Below are 21,593 nucleotides of genomic sequence, written 5' to 3' on the forward strand. Positions count from 1 at the left end.
CGGTTACGTGGCGCGGCAATCAAGACTGCGCATCGCGGCGTAATCTAGCGTTCCAGTGGCTGATTTTAGATTGACTATCGACTGAATCAGCGCGTTCTGAGTTTGAGCAAGGTCCTGAATAGCCCGGTAATATTCATTTTCTGCATTAAATTCGTCGATCAGTGTCCGCTGGCCGATTTCCCGTCCATAGCGGGTTGAGGTCAACCGCTTACCTGCCGAGCCGATCGCCCGCTGGTAGGCTTTAATCAGCGACCGGGCGTTTCGTACCCCCGATATCGCCTGTAAGGTCTGCTGTTCCGCTTTGCGACGCGCATCAATCAGCAGATCTTTGCTTTGTTCAAAGCGATGGGCCGCTTCCAGACTCTGTGAAATGTGGCTTCCGCCGGCGAACAGGGGGATGGCGATATTGATGCCAATGGTGGTGTTGTCTGTTTTGGCGGTGGTGCCGAACAGGTCGTCAAGTACGTTACTGCCTTCCGCCCGGCTCCAGTTTTTGCCATAACCGGCCTGCAGGGTCACGACCGGCAGATGGTTGGCCGTGGCCGTAACCAGATCGGCTTCGCTGCCTTTAATGGCTTGCAGGGCGGCGAGCACCTCAAGATTGCTCGCCGCCGCCGTGCGTTTTAATTGCTCCGGATTCATGTCGTCAGCGTAGCGAACGCAGTCCAGCCTCCGCTCGGCAATGTCCTGAGCATCCAGACCGGTCAACTGATGAAAAACCACTCTGGCATCATTAAGCGTGTTTTCAGCTGCCAGTTCATCAGCGACCGCTTTGTCATAATTAGCCTGCGCCTCCGCTTCATCCAGCCGCGTTCCGTCGCCTAACTTCAACGATTTTTGTACCTGTTGCAGCCGCGCATCAAACGCGGTAAGGATTTTGCGCTGGGTTTCGAGGACGCTGCGCTGATACACCACGCTGTAATAAGCCGTTACCACATCAGCGATCATTTTTTGCTGCGCGATCAGGTAATTCACATCGGCCAAATCGCTGATGACCACGGTTTTACGCCAGTTGGCATATCTGGCGACGTCAAAAACAGGCTGTGTCAGATTAAAACTGTAATTATGCCGGGTGACGCCCGCCGAATAGGCGGCGTCCGGCTGGTCGGCTTTATTCCAGGCGGCGTTGAGGGTGACGACCGGCAGTAATCCGGCAAATCCCTGATATTTCTTTTGTCCATCTGCGTCATGCACTCTGCGTGCCGCATTAAATTCTGCGTTATAAGCACTGGCTGCAAGCAGGGCCTGCTGAAGCGACAGCGCGCAAGCATTCCCGCACCACAATAATCCGACGGTAAGCGAAATAAGTATTTTGTTAAACATGGTGTTCCACGGGACTTAGTGATTAAAAAAGGTGTTCTGATGTAAAAAACGGCGTAATTCACTTTCGTTTGTGAGATGGAGCTTATCCATCGCTTTACGCTTCTGCGTCGAGACGGTACTCATCGCACGGCATTTTTTTGAGGCTATTTGTGACAGCGAATAACCCTGATTGATCAGATTGAGAACTTCCCACTCTTTGGTGGTCAGTTCATCCGATGGGTGTTGCAAAAGTTCTCTAATAGTCTGTGATACATAAGGTTCTGCGTGTGGGGAGGCGATTGCGCTCATCAATGCCTTCAGCAATTCATGCGGAGTATCATGGGGGCTTATCAGAATATTCATTCCTGAATGCACCATTTTCCTCAGCAACATCGGCTTCATATTTTGTGCAAAGAGCACTGTCACCATCTGCTGGTGGGGGCAAATAACGGAAAGCATCTTTCTGATTTCCGTTTCGTGGAAAAAACCATCGAAGAGGCAGGATGAATTAATCATCAGAATATCTATTTTATTATTTTCAACCGCGCTTAACAGAGTGTTCAGATCGGGTAAATGATGTAGCGTTAAATAGCGTGTCGGGAGTTCACGCTGCAAACAGGTGGTGATGAGGTCATAGGTCATGAAATACTTATGAAAGTAGGTAATGTTAAGCGTCATGTTTTGCATGGGAGACTATAATTGTGTCGAATTTAATAAACCGTGTTACATCGCCTCTGCGCTTCTCCCCCGGCCATCGCGAGTGGGCGGGGGAGAAGGGCTTAACTTCATAATTGGCGCGTATAAGAGATTTGTTTGCCGTAATCATCGATGATTGACCAGGTCAACAGCCCGGAAGCGCTCGCAGGCGAAAGCGGGACAGTGGTGGAAGCGCCGGGCGCAATCATCATGGTGGTCAGCTGTTTTTCTCCCAGACGTAGCTCTCCTAACGTCATGTTGTAGGGCGTAGGGTTGGTAATCAGCAGCGACCGGCTTGTGCTGCTGTGCTCTTTCAGCGTAAATACCAGCGACTCGCCGATATGCTCATCCGGCGCTTTCAGTCCCGCAGGGCGGACAAAAACCTTTAAACGGATGCGCAGAGGCAAAACGATTTTTTTACCCTTTGTGTCGTCAGATTGCGTGTTCGGCGGGATCTGATAGATATTCAGCCAGTACACGCGCTCGCGGCCGGCCGCAATTTCCTGACGCGAGGAGAGCATGACGCGCAGATTGCGGGACTCCCCCGGCTCCAGCTTAAACAGCGGCGGCACCACAACCAGAGGCGTATTGATACTCTCCGGCAGAGCCAGCGGATCGTTATCATCGCTCCAGACCTGCACCAGCGCCGGCGCTCTTTCTGAATTCACCAGCACCAGCGTCTCGGCGAGGCTATTTTCATTAAACACCAGCCGGCTTTGCGTGCTGTTGACCACCGCGCCTGCGTAGCCGGCACTCAGCAAGAGCGTCATTATCAGCACAGGCTTACTGAAGACTGACAAAAATCTGTGCTTGCGCATTGACCGACCCTGCCGTTACTGGTAATCCCGGAAGCTTCTCAAGAGAGGCGGTGAATAATCCGCTATATTGAATGCCACCACTTGCACCCGTCATCGCGGCGCTGTCGGGCAGCAAATCGGTAAAGCCGTACCAGCCTGCGGCATTGCCTGTTCCGGTGGTGGTATTGGAGGACAGCAGAGTGAGCGGTGTACTCTCTCCCGCTTTATAAATGCGGATGCCGACGCCTGAAGCCACGCCGGTTGTTCCGTAGTTATTGTCCAGTAAATGGCTGATGCCGCCAGACGCGTTTTTCAGCCCCAGCGTATCGGCCTGGGCAAGCGCCGTGGGCTGGGTGACCAGGAACCCCATGGCCACGGGGGGCTTGGTGATGTTTGTTACCGTCCCGGATGTCGCGCCGGCATCGCATTTAAGCGTGACATTAAAATTGTTGGTGCTGGTCATGCTGGCGTTGAGTTCATCCACCCCGATAGGGGGGAGGGTAACAATCTGATCAAAATCACTGACTATGCAGGTCTCGCCGTGGATGACGGTGTTAACCCCATGTCTCATTCCCCATACCGCCACTATGTCTACCGCAGTAGCTGAGGGGCTAGTTCCCACATCCCCCACGGAGGGGCTGACCGCACCGAAAACCGGTTTAAAGCGCACGGTAGCTTGCGCCTGGTTCATGGTGTTTAATGTGTTACGTGACTCAGCATATGCGAGACCGCCATTTTCGTTGGTTTTAAGCAACTCAAAGGTGATATTGCTGAATGCGGAAGCTGGAACATAGATAGAGGAACCGACGATAAAATATTCCGTAGGAGATAATTTACGTTCCTGCCAAACCCTGGTGTAATACAACCCTGATTTCTGATTCAGAATACGAAAAGCGACATTTTTTGCCGGCGTAAGATACCCGCCTTCAACATCACTGACCGACATCCCGCCATAAAAGTTTAAGTTGCCAACCGTGGCGTACATTTCATAGAGCGAATCCGCATCGGACAAAGGGCATTTGTATAAGATTTGATTCGGCGCATAGGGAGCGTGTAGACCGGAACTAATAACGTCTACGTTTGCCGTGGCTAGCTGCGTACCGGGAGGGGCCATTGTTACCGACCCCGTTCCGATACTGAGTACCCCGAAGTTAATAGGGGCATTATCACCATTCGTTGTCAGGGAGAAGGCGGTGTAGCCCATATTGGCAACTTCCTGAGGAATCGCGTTGTTTCCATTGCCGATTGAGGACACTCTGCGACACTCCGCCTGAGCCCAGGGGGTGCTGGTTATCAGGAGTGCGGCAATCAGGCCGTGTTTTAACTGAATGACTGGAAATTTCATGTGTTATCTCACTGTACGCAGATACCATTTAAATGGATGAAGTTATTGCCTGATGCTTGATTCCGTGCGGGCATCTGGTAATTGACGCGGCAGGTTTGCTTGTTGTCCCAGCGAATAAATAAGGTTCCGGAGGCATCAGGCAGGCGCGCGTAGACCTGTCCATTCTGGCCGGCCATTCCGAGGTTTTTCCCATCCCGGTCCTGAACCTCCGCGCCCATCGGTACCGGAGAGCCATCGGGCATCATGACCGCGATCAGGGCAGGGGTACCGCCAAGAGTATTGAACGCCACTTTCGGCACCGCGCCCCGCACCGGGACCACGCGTACGTTTCCGCCTTCCAGCTCGACGTTCTGGTCCAGGGAATTACCGTCAATGCTGATGGTGTTGTAGCGGTACGGCGCCAGAGAAGGCGCAATCCCATAGCCGAAGACATCAATTCTGGCTCCCTGCGCATTGTTAATTCGCGCGCCGCTGGCGCCTTTGGCTTCAACCAGAGCAAAGGTATCGCTGGCATACGGACCGTAGGTTACGCCACCGCTGTGCAGCGCCAGGGTACCTGCGGTTCCCAGCCCCAGCTGGTGATCTTTACCGCTGTGAGCATAGGAGGCGCGCATTGTTCCTGAGCGGGTACGCTCCTGCACATTCACGCCCCAGCGCATGGTATGGCTTCGGCCCTGTTCCAGTTCGGTGTACTTGTCATGATTGGCGTACAGGGAATAGGTGAAATCATTTTCTTCACCTGCGGAACCGGAAAGCGCTGTCATCGCCGTTCGGGTATTTTTGTTCTTCGTCATGTCGAACGACACGTTTGAGCGAGAGTCACGCCAGTCAAGCGGAATGGAAAAACCGATGGAAATGACGTTCTCGGTATATTTCTGATAACGACTGGAATCATATTCAGCGTCATTGACGCTGTGGATATAATTTGTGTTACTCCAGCTGGAACGCTGCCTGCCGACGTTGATGTTGTAGCTGAGTTTTTTCCACATGTTGTTGTAGGACAGCTGTAGCTCGGTGATGCGCGAACGGTTGTTGTAATAGTCGGTGCTGCTGCCGCTGAGCGAGAAAGTACCGTAGTCGTCCATGTTCTGGCTTAACGTCGCGGTAAAGCGGTTACGTTGCTTAAGTGTGTCGGAGTAATAATTATCACCGTGCTGTTGCTGGCGCCGCACGCCCAGAACATCCTGGAGATCGCGGTATCCGGCGGTGGAATAGCGGTAAGCTGCCAGCACTATATTGGTGTTGCTCGGGAAGGTTTTGCTGTATGACGCCTCGGCCCGCCAGCCGCTTTTGGACTGATTGTTTTCCACCTGCGCATGTGACCAGGTTGTATTGAGCGATAAGGCGCCGAGTTCGGAGGCGAAAACGCCGCCAGCGAGCAATGCCTGATAATTGTTAGCAAATCGCGCGCCGGTGTTGGCGGTAAAACGGTTATTCACCCCGTACTGCAATACGCCTTCGGTGAAGGCATTCTGTACGGAGTAATAATTCCTGACTTTACCTGCGGCAAACTGATAGCTCATATTGCCCGGACGCATGGAGCCCGGTACGGCGGCGTAAGGCACAACGAAGAAGGACGATTTTCCATCGGCTTCAATGATCTGCACCTCTATATCGCCCTGACTGCGCGTGTTGTAGAGGTCGTCGATCAGAAAGGGTCCCGGGGGAACCTGCGTTTCGTAAATAATATTGCCCGCCTGGCGGATCAAAACCCGGGCATTGGTATTTGCCACGCCACGGACCTCGGGCGCGTAGCCCAGTTTACCCTGTGGCCACATGCTTTGATCGGTATACAGCTTGATGCCATTAAAAGCGATAGAGCCAAACATGGCGCTGTCGGTATAGGTATCGCCGACCATCAGTTCGCTGGAAATGGCGGGCAGCGGGCGCTGTACCCAGGTTCTCACAGAGTTCCATTTATAGGCACTGCCGGCAATGCTGCTCTGCATGTAACGCAGATTAGCCTGGTGACGTAATTGCCACATCCCCATATTTGCGCCGGCGTTGATCATACTCCACAGATAGCTGTAGTTAATGTCACGCAGAATATTACGGGTGTAGCTGGTGTTATGGCGTAAAAATAACAGCGGTGCCCCGGCATCCCATTCGGCAACCGGGATAGAGTCGCGAGGCTGTCGGTTGAGCATAATTTGTGGGATGGAAAATTCCACCGACAGCGTTGACGGCTTAATCCGCCAGCTTCCCTGCCGGGTAATATCCGCTAAAGTTAAACACTGGACATTGGGAAGGGAGGCGGGCTGGATTTTTAGCTGTAACAGTTTGATTAGCTCAGCGTCAAGGCACAGTTGCGCGCTTTTGTCGGTCGGATTGACCTTCTGGAATTTAACCGGGACCTGGCTTTTGATTTTAGTACCATTGAGTACCAGGTCTAAATTCTGCCGCCCCGGCGCAATGATAACCTCAGTATCGTTGAATTTTTCCAGGCTGATACCTTTAGCAAACCCTGAACCAGCGAGTAAATTGTTGTCAAAACGATACTCTTCCGCAAAGGCCGAATGCGAAAACAGAGAGGCTTTAATCATGCAGGTTATTAATGCAAGACGAAAATAAACTTCCTTATTTTTGAATTGGATATACATGGCTTACCGTTGCTCCATAATCATTAACCAGACCGATCTCTATTCCCTTAGCACTCCGGTCAGTCACCTTTCCGGCATTAAGCGCAATGTCTACTGCAGCAAAAGGCTCAATCATCGGTGGTTTATACTTTGCGTTAACACCGTTGACGCTAACCTTGCTTAATGAGATGTAATAGGGGGACGTATTAGTAACCCGGATGCTATTTGCTGATATGTTGCTGACCGTCAGATAGTTGAAAATCATTTTCGGGTTGGTTTTTAAACCCGCTGGTCGATAAAACACTTTCATTCTGTTTTTCAACATCAAAACGATTTTGTTGCCTTTATCACCGCCGATGTTTGCCGGAGGAACCTGCAGGAAATTGAAATAGAAAACAGACTCCCGGTCCTGCGGCAGCGGTTTATCTGGCGTAAAGAAAACGCGTAATACTTGCCCCTCTTTTGCCGCGATGCGAAACGTTGGCGGTGTGACAATAAAGGGAGCCTTTCCTGTTTCAGGCGTGGAGGAGGGATCTCCGCTGTCGAACCAGGCCTGAATCACATAAGGAAAATCATCATCATTTCTAAGTCTTAGATCAACGGACTTGGCGTCAGAGGGATAAATTACCCGCGAGCCGGTCATGACCACACTGGCAAATGCTGACTGACAAAAATAGAGGGATAATATAAATAAGAAAATGCTACGCCATTGTAAGCGAGACATATCAGCCACCTGTTGGAAATTATTTTCTGACAACCCGGAAAGAATAAATTAAGACCATCCCTGGTCTTAATTTATCTAAATATCGATTAAGAGATATTGAATCCCTGATTTAACGCCTGATTAGTTGTAGCTAACGGCGTACTGCATGGAGGCCTGCACTGCGCCTGGGGTGGCGGCGCCGGCTTCGCTGACGTACTGCGCGGTGTAGGTTGCCGAAGCATTGGTTGCGCCGATCGGCAGAGTCAGATCGCCTGATGCGGTGAAGGGAGTGGTAAAGTCGATAGGCGCTGCAGCGGTATCCAGAATCTGGATGTCAGCATTCGTTGCCGCAGTCGTCCCGGTTGCCACGTTGCCCAGGTTACCGCCAGCAGTGATGCTGTTACCCGCGAAGCGGCTGGAAATCGTCGTTGCTGCCGCAGGGTTAGCAGTACAACCGCTTACGCTGATATCGAAAGTGGTCGGTTTCGCAACGCTACCCGCAGTAGTAAGCTCAGAGCTATTAACGGCAGCCAGCAGAACGACCGGGCTAACTGTGTTGCCGTTAATTGCCACGGTACAGGTTTGAGAGGTGACTTCTCCGAGGAAAGTCACTGTATTAGGAGCAGCAGACACGTGTGCACTAATCAGGAGAGACATCGCAGTAACAGGGATCAACATCAAACTTTTTTTCATTGCAAAATATCCTTTAGAAAAATAATCAACCTACATGTATTAGGTTGGTGAGTGTAATTTCTTCCTTTAAATTCAATGTTGGAATTAACGCTTCGTTTTATACGTATGCTAAGGGCTAACGCATAAAACAACAGTCGGTGTAAATTCCAACATCAGTGCAACTAAAATAAAACGCACAGCGCTTTCTAGCTTGCCGGAGTATCTTGGTGTTGAGGGCCGAAATTGTGTAGTGATTTAATCTGATGAAACATGAAGTGCACATTTGAAAATGTGAAAAAATCTTATCCTGGGCGTTCTGCAGCTGGCTTCACAAATGATAAGGTCATATCGCCCGGCATTCACCGGTTTTCGTTGGCTGTTGAAGTTACGGCAAAGATTAACGATGCAGCAGATGCTTAATAGTTCAGGGGGATGATATGGGAGAGGTCGGGTTTTTATTTTGTGCGGGAGGTGAATTTATTGTGCAGGGTAAAAGATGGTCGTTAGCCGATCGCGTATTAAACGGGCTTTAGCGGGGGATGACTCTTTTATTAGTGGCAAAATATATCGCCTGATGGACCGATGTCATTCGTTTATTGGGTCTTGAGCGGATGTTGAGGATTTATGGAATTTATGTATCGATTACCCGTAGGCCATAAGAAACCGGTGAGTATCCTCACCGGTTATTAACCCGTTACATGACGGTATCGATACGGCTAAAGCGTTTACCATCGGCGCTGACGGTACGTACGTTCACTTTGCCCTGCACCTGTGGCCGCGCATTGTCATCATAACGTTGCCAGCTGTTGCCGCCATCGGTGGAGTACTCAATAACCATCCCTGGGAAACTGGTGTTCGCTTCCAGTTTGCCTTGGGTGATTTTCGCCCCCGGTACCGGAAGACGAAACGCTATGCTGGCTTTTTCCATCTTGGCCAGCTCCCGGTGGCCCAGGATATTCGCGAAGCGAGTCCATCCACAACAGATTGTATCGCGACTGCCTTTTCATTCAGATACGCCCGGTAACAAGCGTTCATCTCGTCGCGATGCTTGAGTAAAACCGCTAAAAAATCGTGCTGCTGCTGTTGGTCATAGCTTTCCTGTCGCCAGCGACCAATCAGTTTCTCAAGCCGGGTAAGCTCATGCTGAACCTGTTCGTTCGAGCCGCTATGAAACCATAACCAGTCTAGATCCTGAGTTGCAGGGTCACTGCGCAGATCGTCAATGATATTCTCTACCGCTTTTATTGCAGTGGACGTGACCAGCATGCCGAAGTTCTGGTCCTTTCCATCAGCAATCGCCAGTGCTCTGGCAACCAGTTGTTGTGCGATGAGTGACTTGAATAGCGTGGTTTTACCCGTACCCGGCGCACCTTGTACGGCAATCAGGCGCTCATCCTGATTAATCGCCTGTATTGCCGCCATCTGCCCATGGCCCAGAGGATATTGCGTTTCAAACAAACCGCCAGTCACCACTTCGTGAATATGCGGGGCCTTCTCGTCACTATGGATATGGCTGAGATACTGCTCCAGCAACGGGAAGTCACCAACCGCGTTATCACAAAGCCAGGTGAAATCTTCCGCATCACGCTTGAGGTTGTAATCCTCATTATGCAACGGAGCCACCAGGGCATTAAACGCAGTTTCCAACCCCTGATATTTACTGTTTGATTGCTGAGTGACCCATTTCAGAAGAGCCTTAAACGCCTCAAGGAACGTGTCATATTTACATCCAGTGAGCGCGCTGACGATACTCATCATATGACGGTTTTCACCGAGCTCATCCAGCTGAACACCAAACATTTCGCGAAAAGCGAAGGGGAATGCGCTAACAAGTTGTCCATCTTTGACGGGAACTAGCAAGGTGTTTTCGTTCTGTTCAAAAAATGATTTTGGGAGGGGGAAAGAGAACAGCGGAAGGTATTTTACATTGGCTTTACCTCGCTCATTTTCGATACAGCGCAGTACCGGAAATAGCAGGTTAACAGGCTCAATATGGGTAATTTTACCCTTTTCGTCATATTTGACGAAACGCCCGCGCCAGTGGTTGCGCATTTCAGGCGTAACACGGAGTACTACTCCGCTCTGGTTTTCTTCACAGTTATTTATATCGAGCATGAGTTGTTGGTACTCATGCACCTTGCTGGCCGGTATTTTACTCTTTTCTGCGCCACTGAATTCCACATAATCATGCCACGCTGAAAGGATATCTTTAGACGAGTTTTGCATCATGCTAAAAGAGCCTTAACCTGAGTATCTCCCTGAATTTAATGGTTAGATAATAACACAGAGGCAGATATTTTAACCCTGTCAATGGGGGCTTCTTTGTATGTAGGTATAATATTAGTTACAGAGGCTAATGAGTTTTACTGTTTGACTGAGAGAAGTTGGTGTTCAAACAACTGAACGCATCCTGATGGTGCTGCGAATGAAGGGCCTGCCAGGCGGGGATCCATCTTGAGCAAACGGGGGTAATACTGAAAAGCAAAAAGCCTGCTTTAAACGCAGGCTTCTTAAATTTGGCTCCTCTGACTGGACTCGAACCAGTGACATACGGATTAACAGTCCGCCGTTCTACCGACTGAACTACAGAGGAATCGTGTGAACGAGGCGCATACTACTGGCCTGGCATTTTTGTGTCAACACTAAAATTAACTCACTGATTCAAATGGCTAAATTTAAGTCAACTCGTTGTTTTAGTGCACAGTGTACCCGTCGTCAGTATCCAGCAGGCCATTTTCACGTAATCTTTGTAAGGGGTCCTGACGATAGAAATGGCAAAAGCGCTGCCAGAGCGCCGGAAAGCGCGGGGCAAACAGCTCCGGTGCGCTAAAGAAATATTCCGATAATACGGCAAAACACTCGGCCGGGTCGGTCGCCGCATAGGCGTCAATACTGGCGGCGCTCTCCCCAACCAGATCGATCTCATCCTGAATGTTATTCATCGCTGCGTGGAGATCGTGCTCCCAGCCGGCGACTTCGCGTAACGGAATCAACGGCACGCCGCTGGCGCGATCGCCATTGCGGGTATCCAGCTTATGTGCGACTTCGTGCACGATAAGATTGAAACCCGATGCATCGAAAGAGTCCTGAATATCCAGCCAGTTCAGGATGATGGGGCCTTGTTGCCAGCTCTGGCCGGATTGTACGACCCGTTGATTGTGGACCAGACCAATATCGTCTTCCCACTCATCATCCACCACAAATGGGGCAGGGTAGATGAGCACCTCGTGGAAGCCATCCAGCCACTCAATGCCAAGCGCGAGAACCGGCAAACAGAACAACATCGCAATGCGGGCGTTTTGCAGCGGGGTGAGTTCAAGCCCTTGCAGGGGGACCAGACGTTTTTGTTGCAGAAAGCGTGCCGCCATCTGCACCAGTTCCTGCTGTTCTTGTGCAGAAAGATTGGCTAAAACAGGAATGGCAAGCGCATGTTCCCAAGGCATTTCTGCGTTGCCGGACTCTTCATCTACTTTCCAGGGCCATTTAAACATCATATTGCTCGCAAAGTCGTCACTTGAACATAATTAAAGAGACAGGAACTATTAAAGTGCCAAAGAACCTGGCATTATAGCAACCTCAGCGGAGAGATGCCGGAGCGGCTGAACGGACCGGTCTCGAAAACCGGAGTAGGGGCAACTCTACCGGGGGTTCAAATCCCCCTCTCTCCGCCACTATTCAAACACTTACGTCAATTCCTTTCAACGACCCGCGTCACACACTTCTCTTGTGTTGGTATAACGGGGCGTCGAATGTCCATCAATCATCATCCTCTGATTTCTCATTGACGGGAAGATCTCGTCTCGATGATATCTGAATACTCCCTGTAGGCAGAAGATTTCTGGCCTTATCAATATAAAAAGCTGAAGGCCTTAGTTCAGCGAGACAAACGGCAAAAGCCGCAATCATCAGTCGCAAACGACCAGGATAATGCGCTCATGGAGAACTTCTTCGAAACGTAGCAACCGGAGTGTTTTTATCTGTGCTCGCTCGGCAGTCTGAGTGAGCTAAAGCTGGTGATAGAGGGCTATGCCCATGACGACAACCATGAACGGATAAGCCTGAAATTAAAAGGCCTGAGCCCGGAATAATACCGGACTCAGGCCGAGGAAGCCGCTTAACATGAACTGTCCTGTTTTAGAGGATCAGCCCACCCGGCGGACGTTAAAGCATAAATCGCATCAGAACTGATAGGTAATACCGACAGCAAACTGATCGTCTTCAGCGGCGCCAGTGATGATGCTGTCTTTGCGATCGATCAGGTTAAATTTGTAAGCACTGTAGACATTCAGGTTTTTGTTGAAGTAGTACCAGGTGCCCAGTTCAATATAGTTCATAATCTCAGCATCTTTGCCGCTGTTTATACCGAGATCTTTGCCTTTCGCATAGACATAGCCGAGGGAAGGGCGCAGACCAAAATCAAACTGGTACTGGACAACGGCCTCGATATTCTGCGTCTTGTTGGCGAAAATGCCATTTGCCATTGGCGTCATGTTATGCGATTCGGCATACATCACCGCCGTGTAAAGGTTATTGGCATCATATTTCGCGGCTAAACTCCAGACTTCGGCGGTTTCGCCTTTACGGTCTGCCGCCTGTTCGTCGGTACGATCTGAATTGCTGTATGCGGCGGCGAAACCAAATCCATCGATACTGTAATCGACAGACGTGCTATAGCCGTCGCCGTTAGCTTTTAAACGATCGCGGTTATTATTTTTACCCTGGTATTGCAGCCCGAAATTCAGGCCATCAACCAGACCGAAAAAGTCGCTGTTACGGTAGGTGGCGATACCGTTAGTACGACCGGTCATAAAGTTGTCGGTCGCCACCAGGCCATCGCCGCCCCATTCGACCAGCATGTCGGTATAACCCGCCGCGTCATAAACCAGACCATAGTTACGGCCATAATCAAATGAGCCGTAGTTGGCGAATTTTAAACCGGCAAACGCCAGACGCGTTGCGCTACCCTGTTCGCCTTCTGGTTTATCCGCTTTGATGTTGTATTCAAAACGGCCATAGCCAGTCAGCTCGCTGTTAATCTGCGTTTCGCCTTTTACGCCGAAACGGGCGTAAGTGGTATCTCTGGAGTTATTGTCGCTGTTGTCGCGATCGGTGTTGGTTAAAATGTGTTCGCCGACCATTTTGCCGTAGAAATCGAGCTTGTTTCCGTTCTTGTTGTAGATTTCTGCCGCATTAGCGGCTCCGGCCACGAGTAATGCCGGAACCAGAAGTGCCAGTGTTTTTCTTTTCATTATATATTCCCTTTTAATCATCATTAATATGAATGGAGGTGAGTATTGCTGAAAGCAATTTCATACTATCGGTAAGGTTCAATTTTATTTAAAATAAAAATGTAAATAAATTATATCCAATATTACAAAATGTTTCAGTTTGCATTGATATATTAAAAATCTATCGTTTTGGAATGATGCATTTTTGCTGTTTATTATTTTCAATAACAATGTGTTAGGTGTTTTAAGGGATGTATTTATGTTACTGATTAAATGCTTTTGAATTATGGGCGACATTTAAATGATTTGGCTGGGTTATTTTACTCTTATGGTCATGCTTGATGCCTGAGCAAACATTCATCTTCATGTGGATTTTAACGCGGGGAAATATATTTAAACTGTGGTTTTATTATTGTCTGCCGCGCGTTGACGGCAATAAATAATATATTTTGTGGCGCTGGCGCGTAAGCACCAGGATCTCGCGCCGGCTAAAAGCCGTCGTTGATGGGGGGAAGGTGCTGTTTCGTTATCTTTTTCACAGTATAATGTGACTTGCGTCACTTTTTTGCGAGGTGCCGCTGTTTCGTGGTCAGTTAAAGGAGAGGAGTTAATGGAGCAGAAAGCGAAACGAAGCCCGGGCGGGAAGCTGGCCCTGTGGGTCTTTTATGCCTTTTGTGGTTACTTTCTGTGGGCAATGGCGCGCTACTGGTGGGTCGTTGGTAAAATTGAAAGTGTCCCCGGCGCGACAATTGACGGCGATCTGGGGTCGACGTCAGGGAAGTGGCTTGGCGCGCTGCTCGGGTTCCTGGTGCTGAGCCTTGTTGGCGCCATCCTCGGGGCGATAGCCTGGTACACCCGTCCCGACCCCAGGATTCATGAACAACACGATTAAAGTTGCTATGCTCAACGCTGACCTTATCTCAGAGGAACGCGTATGGAGCAATTTGACTGGCAGCAACGCTTTGAAACCTGGCTTACGGGACATCTCACCCAGGGCGACTCGGCTCACGACATTTCGCACTTCCGTCGCGTGTGGGGCACCGCGCAACGGCTGGCTGAAGACAGTCAGGTCGATCGTCTGGTCATTGTGACCGCCTGTTATTTCCATGACATTGTTAGCCTGCCGAAAAACCATCCCGAGCGCAGCCGCTCCTCGGTGATGGCGGCAGAAAAAACGCTGGCTATTCTCCAGTCGTCATTCCCTGATTTTCCGCGCGACCGCTATCCTGCCGTTTATCATGCGATTGAGGCGCACAGTTTCAGTGCCGGTATTACCCCGCAGAGCACGGAGGCGAAAATTGTCCAGGACGCCGATCGGCTGGAGGCGCTTGGTGCAATTGGTCTGGCCCGCGTCTTTGCGGTCTCCGGGTCGTTGAACAACATCTTGTTTGATGCGGACGATCCCTTTGCTGACCGGCGTAAGCTGGATGACAAGAAATATGCGCTGGACCATTTCCAGTGCAAGCTGTTGCGTTTGCCCGACACGATGCAAACGGACAAAGGCAAAGAGATGGCGGTACACAATGCGCGCTTCCTCGTGCAATTTATGGCGAAGCTGAGCGCTGAACTTCGCGGCGACCCGCTGTCGGTGGATGAGGCGGTTTTAAGGCGCTTTGAGCCACTGGCCTGAAACTGCCCGCATGATTTGTGGTAATCTCTGCAAAATTGTCCGGGCTGGTTGAGGGTATGCCGCAAAATTTATCGAAGGAAAAGAGCCTGTTGTCGCCTCCGGAACATGCCGGGGAAGAGGCACAGGCGCTATTACGCCAGCTGATGGCAATATACGATGTGAAAACGCTGGTGGGCATTTTGCTGACCGTTGGCGATCGTCACTGGAGTCCGGCAATATTAAAGCGCGTGGCGACGGTTGAGCGGGCGGCCAATCGTATTACGGCCAACGAGTATGCTCGTCTGGCAACGCTGCTGCCGCCACCGCCGGCCCATCATCCCCATTATGCTTTCCGCTTCGTCGATCTGTTTGCCGGAATCGGCGGGATTCGCAGCGGCTTTGAGGCGATTGGCGGGCAGTGCGTTTTCACCAGTGAATGGAATAAGCACGCGGTGCGAACCTACAAAGCCAACTGGTACTGCGATCCGAATCAGCACCGTTTCAATGAAGACATCCGTGATGTTACCCTCAGCCATCGCCCGGAGGTGGGCGATGAACACGCGGCTCGGCATATTCGCGAGACGATCCCCGCGCACGATGTGCTGCTGGCGGGCTTTCCTTGTCAGCCTTTTTCGCTGGCCGGGGTATCGAAGAAAAATGCGCTGGGCCGGGCCCACGGTTTCGCCTGTGAAACCCAGGGCACGCTGTTCTTTGATGTGGTCAGAATTATTGCCGCCCGCAGGCCCGCCATCTTCGTACTGGAGAACGTCAAAAACCTCAAAAGCCATGATAAAGGACGGACATTCCGCATTATCATGCAGACGCTGGATGAACTGGGCTATGAGGTCTCCGACGCTGACCACAGCGGCGTCGACGATCCGAAAGTGATCGATGGCCGTCATTTCTTACCCCAACACCGCGAACGTATTGTGCTGGTGGGCTTTCGCCGCGATCTCCAGCTGCACGACGGTTTTACCCTGCGCGATATTTCAAAATTTTACCCGGCCGTGCGGCCGACCTTCGGCGATCTGCTGGAACCGACGGTGGAGGCTAAATTTATTCTGACGCCGGTGCTGTGGAAGTATCTCTATCACTATGCGCGCAAGCATCAGGCGCTGGGCAACGGGTTTGGTTACGGCCTGGTCGATCCGCACAATCCTCAGAGCGTGGCGCGCACGCTGTCCGCGCGCTATTACAAAGACGGCGCCGAGATTCTGGTCGATCGCGGCTGGGACCGCCCGTTGGGTGAACAACACTTCGACGATGCGCAAAATCAGCTTCGTCGTCCGCGCCGGTTGACGCCGCGCGAATGTGCGCGGTTGATGGGGTTTGAAAGCCCGCAGGGCTATCGCTTCCGCATTCCGGTTTCCGATACCCAGGCCTATCGCCAGTTCGGTAATTCGGTGGTGGTGCCGGTGTTTGCGGCGGTCGCGAAATTACTTGCGCCGCGAATCGCGCAGGCCGTGGCGCGGCGTGAATCCGAGGAGCAAGACGGTGGACGTCCACGATAAAGCCACGCGCAGTAAAAACATGCGGGCGATTGGCCAGCGCGATACGGCGATCGAAAAACGGCTGGCCGCGCTGCTCACTCAGGCCGGGTTTACGTTTACTGTTCAGGATGCGACGCTGCCGGGGCGCCCGGATTTTGTCGTGGCAGAGTACCGCTGCGTTATCTTTACTCACGGCTGTTTCTGGCATCACCATCGCTGCTATCTGTTTAAAGTACCCGCGACGCGTACCGAATTCTGGCTGGCTAAAATCGGCAACAACGTCGCGCGCGATAGGCGCGATATCATGCGCTTACAAGAGCAGGGATGGCGGGTGCTGATCGTCTGGGAGTGCGCGCTGCGCGGGCGACTGAAACTCAGCGATGAGGCGCTGACTGAGCGCCTGGAAGAGTGGATCTGCGGCGGCGGTGACCGCGCGCAGATCGACACGCAGGGCATTGGTGAATCAGAGCTTACTTCTCCACCTCACAAGGCGTAACTTCAGCGCGGGCGGGGAACAGGTATTTTCCCAGCGTGACCAGCACAACGGCAAAAATAATCACGCCCAGCGCCAGCCACTCGATGGACGAGAGGCTCTCTCCGGCAAATCCGGTCCCCAGCAGGACCGCCACCACGGGATTGACGTAAGCGTAGCTGGTGGCGACGGCGGGAGTGACGTTACGAATTAAATACATGTAGGCGTTAATGGCGATAAGAGAGCCAAAAATCGCCAGATAGGCAACGGCAAAAATACTGGACCACGACGGCATTTGGCTCAGGGTTTCACCAGTCGCCCAGGAGGCGAGCGCCAGGACGATTCCCGCGGCGAGCATTTCAATCGCGCCGGCCATCATGCCTGTCGGTAGCTCAATTCGGGAACCGTAAACGGAACCAAATGCCCAGCTCATTGAACCGATAAGGATCAACAGCGCCCCCCACGGATTGCCGCTCAGGTTCCCGCCGCTGTTAAGCAGAATGATGCCCGCCAGACCGATAGCAATCCCCAGCCACTCGATCTTGCGAGTGGTAATACCAAAAAACCGGCTAAAGCAGAGCGTGAAGAGCGGGACCGTCGCGACCATCACTGCCGCAATGCCTGAAGGCACATGCTGGTGCTCGGCCAGGGTGACAAAGCCATTTCCCACGGCCAGCAGCAGGATGCCGATCAGTGCCGCATTGAGCAGCGGTCTGAGCGCTGGAAGCGAGTGGCCGGTTGCCAGCAAATAAGCGAGCAGTAGCCCGCCGGCGGAGAGAAAACGGATCCCGGCCATCATCAACGGGGGCCAACTGGCGACGCCAATGGCAATGGCAAAATAGGTCGATCCCCAGATGATATAAAGCGCAAACAGGGCTCCGATTAGGGGCAGAAGCTGGCGGGTAGACATACGTCCTCACGACGGTACAGAGACAGAAAGGGACATACAGTAAACGTGAAAACAACTGCGCTGGCGAGCGCTTTAATCGATCGGTAATTGTTAAATTTATATTGACTCTGTGCATCTCTGGGCGAAAAAGCACTTTTACCTCATACTTAGGCGGACATGACCGCTACGCGTTCAGGCTGCGGCCGGAGCGTCAGGGTGTTTATCCGCAATAAATGAAGGAATACCATTTTGGCAGGAAGTAGTCTTTTAACGCTGTTGGATGATATCGCCACCTTGCTTGACGATATTTCCGTGATGGGAAAACTGGCAGCGAAAAAAACGGCCGGCGTACTGGGAGACGATCTCTCGCTCAATGCCCAGCAGGTGACGGGTGTTCGCGCCAATCGCGAGCTCCCCGTTGTCTGGGGCGTGGCAAAAGGTTCGTTCGTCAATAAAGTGATTTTAGTGCCGCTGGCCTTGCTGATCAGCGCGTTTATTCCTTGGGCGATTACGCCATTGCTGATGCTCGGCGGCGCATTCCTGTGCTACGAAGGCGTTGAGAAAGTGCTGCACAGCCTGCAGGCGCGCAAACACAAGGAAGATCCGCAGGCCCGTCAGCAGCGCCTGGAAGCGCTGGCGGAGCAGGATCCGCTGGCATTCGAACGCGATAAAGTGAAAGGAGCGATACGCACTGACTTTATTCTGTCTGCTGAGATCGTGGCCATTACGTTGGGGATCGTGGCCGATGCGCCGCTGCTCAATCAGATTCTGATTCTCTCGGGGATTGCCATTCTGGTGACCGTCGGGGTGTACGGTCTGGTGGGCATTATCGTGAAGCTGGATGATATGGGCTACTGGCTGGTGAAAAAAAGTAGCGCGCTGGCGCGCTCGGTCGGTAACGGATTGCTGGCGGTTGCGCCGCGTCTGATGAAGCTGCTCTCCATCGTCGGGACCCTGGCGATGTTTCTGGTCGGCGGCGGCATTATCGTACACGGCATCGCGCCCCTTCATCATGCGGTTGAACAATGGGCAGGTGAACAGTCGGCTCTCATCGCCTCGCTGCTGCCGACCGGCGTCAATCTGGTGCTGGGCTTTATCGTCGGCGCGGTGGTGCTGGCTGGCGTGAAGGTCATTACCGGGTTTCGCGCTGCGGCGCAGTAAAATCGGCCGCTGATTATGCAAAATCGTTCCGTGTCGTCTATGGTGAAACAGTTTCTCCCGGATGACGGACTAAAAAATGGTATTGTTGGTCAGTGATGAAGTGAGGCGAAAGAGCGGGGGGCCGCGCATGGTGGTGACGGGCTTCGCCAGCGGAATGGTCGAGTGTTGTTGGTATGACGGTTATGGCGTTAAACACGAGGCGTTCCGCGAAGATGAGTTAGTACGTGGGGAAGGACAGCGACAGCAGCGTGCCTGACCCTCTATCGCGCCCGGCAAAAGCCGGGCGTTTTATCGTTTAACTGCTTGTTTCACCCACAGGCAGCGTGGATGACGTTTGTCGTTTGGATTGTACTGCGAGAGAACAATGGATAAACCACTGTGGGTAAGAAAACTTCGCCGCGTTTCTGGCCCGGGACATGTGGTTAATTATTGCTTTGTCGCAGTACTCTTTTTTTCTACGCTCCTGATCTGGCGCGAAGTGGCGGTGCTGGAAGAGGCGTATGTCACCAACCAGCGCAACAACCTTGAAAACGTCGCCCACGAAATGGACAGTCTGCTGCTGTTCAACATCGACAGAATGGTGTTTTTTCGCAACGGGATGCAGTCGGCGCTTGAAACGCCGCTGGATTTCGAGATTTTGCGCAATGCAGAACAGGAATACATGAGCAAACGCCATGACCCGATCTGGTCCGTAGCGTTACATAACCGGCGTACTCTTCCGGTGTATGGCGTCTCCGATGCCTTTGTCGACAGCCAGAGTATGCTGTCCCGTCACGACGCCCGGACCGGTAATGAACTGATGGCGGCTCTTGAGCTGGGCTATCTCCTGCGTCTGGTCGATGAAAACCGCGGGTTTAACGAAGGGATGCTGTACATTTCGCGCAGCGGTTTTTTTACCGGCACCACATTGCCAAAAAACGCGGTACAGGCCCAGGCGCGCTACACCCATGCGATCGCCGCGCCGTGGTTTACCCGGCAATCGCAGCGGAACAATCCCGGTCGCGGCGTGCTCTGGCAAACCGTTTTTGATGGGCACGAGCAAAACGACGACCCGGTGGTGACGGCCTCCGTTCCCCTTGATTTCCGCCATGACTGGCTCGGCGTGCTGTCGATGGATTTTTCAGTGCGAGAGATGAAGGCGTTTCTGGTCAGCGCCATTAAGGGGGGCCAGGAGGGGGAATACCAGCTGTATGACAGTCGGTTTAACCTGATCGCTTCTTCAGCATCGGGGAATGTCCTGACCCTGTTGTCAGCCCGTGAACAGGCAATGCTTAGCTACGCGTTTTCGCATCAAAACCAGGGCAGTATCCGTTTATTAACGCGCTATATCAGCTGGCAGAAGCTAAACAACTTTGATGGCGTGCTGCTGAGGACCCACACGCTCCAGGAAGGCGTGCGCGGTGCTTTCGGGAGCATTACGATTGCGCTGACGCTGATGTGGCTGTTCTTTACGCTGATGCTGATCATCTCCTGGCAGGTGATTTTGCGGATGGTGCGTAACATGAGCGTTATGCAAAAGTCGCTGGAGTGGCAGGCCTGGCATGATGCGTTAACTCGCCTGTTGAATCGCGGAGCCTTATTTGACAGGGCCATCGCCATCACCAGGGTGTGCGAGCGGACAGCCCGGCCAGTCTCGGTTATCCAGCTCGATCTCGATTACTTTAAGAAGGTTAATGACCAGCACGGACACCAGGCGGGAGACCGCGTACTGTCGCTGGTTGCCAGTACTATTGCGAGCAATATCCGTGAAGGCGATCTGGCTGGCCGCGTCGGCGGGGAAGAGTTCTGTATTGTGATGCCTGACACCACGTTACAGATGGCGACAGCCATCGCCGAACGTATCCGCATCCGCATTTACAACCGTGAAATTCTCCTCTGCAACGACACCAGTTTGCGGATCAGCGCCTCTCTGGGGGTGAGCAGCAGCGATGATTCTGCCGGGTTTAATTTTGAAAGCCTGCAGTCAACGGCCGATCGCCGGCTCTATCTCGCCAAACAAAATGGACGCAACCGAGTGTGCTTTAACGATTTATTCTTGCGTGACGGTATGGGAAAATGAGATTTATCTTAAAAAAGTGCCCGGGGTCAACGCGCGGCCAGAGAAAAACGATCGCCACAAAGCCTTACGCCATCAGCATCCCGGCAGGGCGACAGTAAGTTCATACCATTTCTCAATTATTTTCCTCATGAATAGCTCTTGTCATACAAAATAATTGAGGATAATGTTTCCCGGCAACGGATATCCCGGTGTAACGAATTTTCAAGTGCTTCTTGCATTAGCAAGTTTCATCCCGACTCCTGCGAGTCGGGATTTTTTTCACCTGTACCTGGCTAGCGGTTGATCTCCGTGACGCTAAAGTCATGAATATCGAGTTCAAACGCTTCCGCTAGTTCACACCAGGTGTGATAGTCGCGGCCATCAACGCTGACGTGATGCGGATCGTCCCGCGAACGCCGTATCTCGCTCTCGCTGATTTCATTAATCGCCGCCAGCAGGGCATCAACATCGACATTCACCCCGTGACTTCCTGCATATCCACTACCTTTGGCGGTTTTCATCATGCCTACCTCGCTTGGCTCAGATCGTGCCTCTTTAAGTATAGGCATAAAATCAGAGGGGGTTGGCCGCCATGCCGGACGGTCTATAAAA

20 protein-coding genes, 2 tRNA genes and 1 pseudogene are annotated in these 21,593 nt (G+C 52.1%); 9 read left to right on the forward strand and 14 right to left on the reverse strand.

All coding sequences use genetic code 11. The features are described 5' to 3' along the window. Window positions 1-3: 3 nt before the first annotated feature. The 11 genes and pseudogenes from Electrica_RS08845 to mtfA form a co-directional block, all read right to left on the reverse strand. A complete protein-coding gene (locus Electrica_RS08845) occupies window positions 4-1,323 on the reverse strand; it encodes a TolC family outer membrane protein (RefSeq protein WP_141964308.1) in 1,320 nt (439 codons plus the stop codon). A 15-nt stretch (window positions 1,324-1,338) separates the two neighbouring features. Further along, window positions 1,339-1,944: a helix-turn-helix transcriptional regulator gene (locus Electrica_RS08850; protein ID WP_160702636.1), complete on the reverse strand. Its 606-nt coding sequence runs from the start codon at window positions 1,942-1,944 to the stop codon at window positions 1,339-1,341. A gap of 143 nt (window positions 1,945-2,087) precedes the next feature. Further along, window positions 2,088-2,768, reverse strand: coding sequence for a fimbria/pilus periplasmic chaperone (locus tag Electrica_RS08855; protein ID WP_131050462.1), 681 nt, complete (start codon window positions 2,766-2,768; stop codon window positions 2,088-2,090). Window positions 2,769-2,781: 13 nt separating this feature from the next. Beyond that, entirely contained in the window at window positions 2,782-4,140 is a 1,359-nt protein-coding gene (locus Electrica_RS08860; RefSeq protein ID WP_141964310.1) for a fimbrial protein, read from the reverse strand. A gap of 8 nt (window positions 4,141-4,148) precedes the next feature. Next, window positions 4,149-6,683, reverse strand: a complete 2,535-nt coding sequence (locus tag Electrica_RS08865; protein WP_228267402.1) for a fimbrial outer membrane usher protein — start codon at window positions 6,681-6,683, stop codon at window positions 4,149-4,151. Between the two features lie 34 nt (window positions 6,684-6,717). Further along, window positions 6,718-7,443, reverse strand: coding sequence for a fimbria/pilus periplasmic chaperone (locus Electrica_RS08870; RefSeq protein ID WP_141964312.1), 726 nt, complete (start codon window positions 7,441-7,443; stop codon window positions 6,718-6,720). A 120-nt stretch (window positions 7,444-7,563) separates the two neighbouring features. Continuing rightward, window positions 7,564-8,115, reverse strand: a complete 552-nt coding sequence (locus Electrica_RS08875; RefSeq protein WP_141964313.1) for a fimbrial protein — start codon at window positions 8,113-8,115, stop codon at window positions 7,564-7,566. Window positions 8,116-8,788: 673 nt separating this feature from the next. Beyond that, window positions 8,789-9,067: pseudogene (locus Electrica_RS08880) on the reverse strand (chitobiase/beta-hexosaminidase C-terminal domain-containing protein); the annotation flags it as partial. Then, window positions 9,004-10,323 (reverse strand): hypothetical protein, encoded by a 1,320-nt coding sequence (locus Electrica_RS08885; RefSeq protein WP_228267403.1) that lies wholly within the window; start codon window positions 10,321-10,323, stop codon window positions 9,004-9,006. The gene Electrica_RS08885 and the pseudogene Electrica_RS08880, both read right to left, overlap by 64 nt. Before the next feature lie 288 nt (window positions 10,324-10,611). After that, window positions 10,612-10,687: transfer RNA gene (locus Electrica_RS08890), tRNA-Asn, on the reverse strand. Window positions 10,688-10,787: 100 nt separating this feature from the next. Further along, the gene (mtfA, locus tag Electrica_RS08895; RefSeq protein ID WP_160702622.1) at window positions 10,788-11,588 is read right to left on the reverse strand and encodes a DgsA anti-repressor MtfA; all 801 of its coding nucleotides are present in this window, start codon (window positions 11,586-11,588) and stop codon (window positions 10,788-10,790) included. 87 nt (window positions 11,589-11,675) lie between these two features. Between mtfA and Electrica_RS08900 the strand changes: the two genes are divergently transcribed. Both Electrica_RS08900 and Electrica_RS29260 read left to right on the forward strand, forming a co-directional pair. Next, a tRNA-Ser gene (locus Electrica_RS08900) sits at window positions 11,676-11,765 on the forward strand. Between the two features lie 342 nt (window positions 11,766-12,107). Further along, on the forward strand, window positions 12,108-12,182 hold the full coding sequence (locus tag Electrica_RS29260; protein ID WP_407081254.1) for a hypothetical protein: 75 nt from the start codon (window positions 12,108-12,110) through the stop codon (window positions 12,180-12,182). A gap of 90 nt (window positions 12,183-12,272) precedes the next feature. On the opposite strand, the gene Electrica_RS08910 is transcribed toward Electrica_RS29260, so the two are convergent. Further along, window positions 12,273-13,343, reverse strand: a complete 1,071-nt coding sequence (locus tag Electrica_RS08910) for a porin (protein ID WP_131050765.1) — start codon at window positions 13,341-13,343, stop codon at window positions 12,273-12,275. A 589-nt stretch (window positions 13,344-13,932) separates the two neighbouring features. Here Electrica_RS08910 and drpB point away from each other — a divergent pair. The 4 genes from drpB (at window position 13,933) to Electrica_RS08930 (ending at window position 16,917) form a co-directional block, all read left to right on the forward strand. After that, window positions 13,933-14,214 carry a cell division protein DrpB gene (drpB, locus tag Electrica_RS08915; protein ID WP_100682246.1) on the forward strand — a complete coding sequence of 94 codons (282 nt, stop codon included), beginning with the start codon at window positions 13,933-13,935 and terminating at the stop codon, window positions 14,212-14,214. Between the two features lie 42 nt (window positions 14,215-14,256). Next, a complete protein-coding gene (locus Electrica_RS08920) occupies window positions 14,257-14,952 on the forward strand; it encodes a phosphohydrolase (protein WP_141964315.1) in 696 nt (231 codons plus the stop codon). An 89-nt stretch (window positions 14,953-15,041) separates the two neighbouring features. Next, window positions 15,042-16,442, forward strand: a complete 1,401-nt coding sequence (locus Electrica_RS08925) for a DNA cytosine methyltransferase (RefSeq protein ID WP_160703285.1) — start codon at window positions 15,042-15,044, stop codon at window positions 16,440-16,442. A gap of 19 nt (window positions 16,443-16,461) precedes the next feature. Then, window positions 16,462-16,917, forward strand: a complete 456-nt coding sequence (locus Electrica_RS08930) for a very short patch repair endonuclease (RefSeq protein ID WP_202395339.1) — start codon at window positions 16,462-16,464, stop codon at window positions 16,915-16,917. Here the strand turns inward: Electrica_RS08930 and yedA are convergent. After that, window positions 16,892-17,803 (reverse strand): drug/metabolite exporter YedA, encoded by a 912-nt coding sequence (yedA, locus tag Electrica_RS08935; RefSeq protein ID WP_131050761.1) that lies wholly within the window; start codon window positions 17,801-17,803, stop codon window positions 16,892-16,894. The two genes, Electrica_RS08930 and yedA, sit on opposite strands and share 26 nt — an antisense overlap. A gap of 228 nt (window positions 17,804-18,031) precedes the next feature. On the opposite strand from yedA, the gene Electrica_RS08940 reads away from it, so the two are divergent. The 3 genes from Electrica_RS08940 to dgcQ all read left to right on the forward strand — a co-directional run bounded on the left by Electrica_RS08940 (window position 18,032) and on the right by dgcQ (window position 21,002). Further along, window positions 18,032-18,943: a DUF808 domain-containing protein gene (locus Electrica_RS08940; protein ID WP_141964317.1), complete on the forward strand. Its 912-nt coding sequence runs from the start codon at window positions 18,032-18,034 to the stop codon at window positions 18,941-18,943. Window positions 18,944-19,019: 76 nt separating this feature from the next. Beyond that, complete coding sequence (locus Electrica_RS08945; protein WP_100682252.1) at window positions 19,020-19,199, forward strand: YodC family protein; 180 nt, start codon at window positions 19,020-19,022, stop codon at window positions 19,197-19,199. Window positions 19,200-19,307: 108 nt separating this feature from the next. Then, entirely contained in the window at window positions 19,308-21,002 is a 1,695-nt protein-coding gene (gene dgcQ, locus Electrica_RS08950; RefSeq protein WP_141964318.1) for a cellulose biosynthesis regulator diguanylate cyclase DgcQ, read from the forward strand. A gap of 272 nt (window positions 21,003-21,274) precedes the next feature. On the opposite strand, the gene yodD is transcribed toward dgcQ, so the two are convergent. Continuing rightward, window positions 21,275-21,502 carry a YodD family peroxide/acid resistance protein gene (yodD, locus tag Electrica_RS08955; RefSeq protein ID WP_100682254.1) on the reverse strand — a complete coding sequence of 76 codons (228 nt, stop codon included), beginning with the start codon at window positions 21,500-21,502 and terminating at the stop codon, window positions 21,275-21,277. Window positions 21,503-21,593 lie beyond the last annotated feature (91 nt).

It is taken from the genome of Klebsiella electrica (assembly GCF_006711645.1).
Lineage (GTDB): Bacteria > Pseudomonadota > Gammaproteobacteria > Enterobacterales > Enterobacteriaceae > Klebsiella > Klebsiella electrica.

Coding starts and splice junctions, on each gene's coding strand:
- yodD (WP_100682254.1), bottom strand. CDS start 21,502: ATGAAAACCGCCAAAGGTAGTGGATATGCAGGAAGTCACGGGGTGAAT.
- Electrica_RS08910 (WP_131050765.1), bottom strand. CDS start 13,343: ATGAAAAGAAAAACACTGGCACTTCTGGTTCCGGCATTACTCGTGGCC.
- mtfA (WP_160702622.1), bottom strand. CDS start 11,588: ATGATGTTTAAATGGCCCTGGAAAGTAGATGAAGAGTCCGGCAACGCA.
- Electrica_RS08945 (WP_100682252.1), top strand. CDS start 19,020: ATGGTATTGTTGGTCAGTGATGAAGTGAGGCGAAAGAGCGGGGGGCCG.
- yedA (WP_131050761.1), bottom strand. CDS start 17,803: ATGTCTACCCGCCAGCTTCTGCCCCTAATCGGAGCCCTGTTTGCGCTT.
- Electrica_RS08865 (WP_228267402.1), bottom strand. CDS start 6,683: ATGATTAAAGCCTCTCTGTTTTCGCATTCGGCCTTTGCGGAAGAGTAT.
- Electrica_RS08850 (WP_160702636.1), bottom strand. CDS start 1,944: ATGACCTATGACCTCATCACCACCTGTTTGCAGCGTGAACTCCCGACA.
- Electrica_RS08860 (WP_141964310.1), bottom strand. CDS start 4,140: ATGAAATTTCCAGTCATTCAGTTAAAACACGGCCTGATTGCCGCACTC.
- Electrica_RS08875 (WP_141964313.1), bottom strand. CDS start 8,115: ATGAAAAAAAGTTTGATGTTGATCCCTGTTACTGCGATGTCTCTCCTG.
- dgcQ (WP_141964318.1), top strand. CDS start 19,308: ATGGATAAACCACTGTGGGTAAGAAAACTTCGCCGCGTTTCTGGCCCG.
- Electrica_RS08930 (WP_202395339.1), top strand. CDS start 16,462: ATGCGGGCGATTGGCCAGCGCGATACGGCGATCGAAAAACGGCTGGCC.
- Electrica_RS08845 (WP_141964308.1), bottom strand. CDS start 1,323: ATGTTTAACAAAATACTTATTTCGCTTACCGTCGGATTATTGTGGTGC.
- Electrica_RS08920 (WP_141964315.1), top strand. CDS start 14,257: ATGGAGCAATTTGACTGGCAGCAACGCTTTGAAACCTGGCTTACGGGA.
- Electrica_RS08870 (WP_141964312.1), bottom strand. CDS start 7,443: ATGTCTCGCTTACAATGGCGTAGCATTTTCTTATTTATATTATCCCTC.
- Electrica_RS08855 (WP_131050462.1), bottom strand. CDS start 2,768: ATGACGCTCTTGCTGAGTGCCGGCTACGCAGGCGCGGTGGTCAACAGC.
- Electrica_RS08885 (WP_228267403.1), bottom strand. CDS start 10,323: ATGATGCAAAACTCGTCTAAAGATATCCTTTCAGCGTGGCATGATTAT.
- drpB (WP_100682246.1), top strand. CDS start 13,933: ATGGAGCAGAAAGCGAAACGAAGCCCGGGCGGGAAGCTGGCCCTGTGG.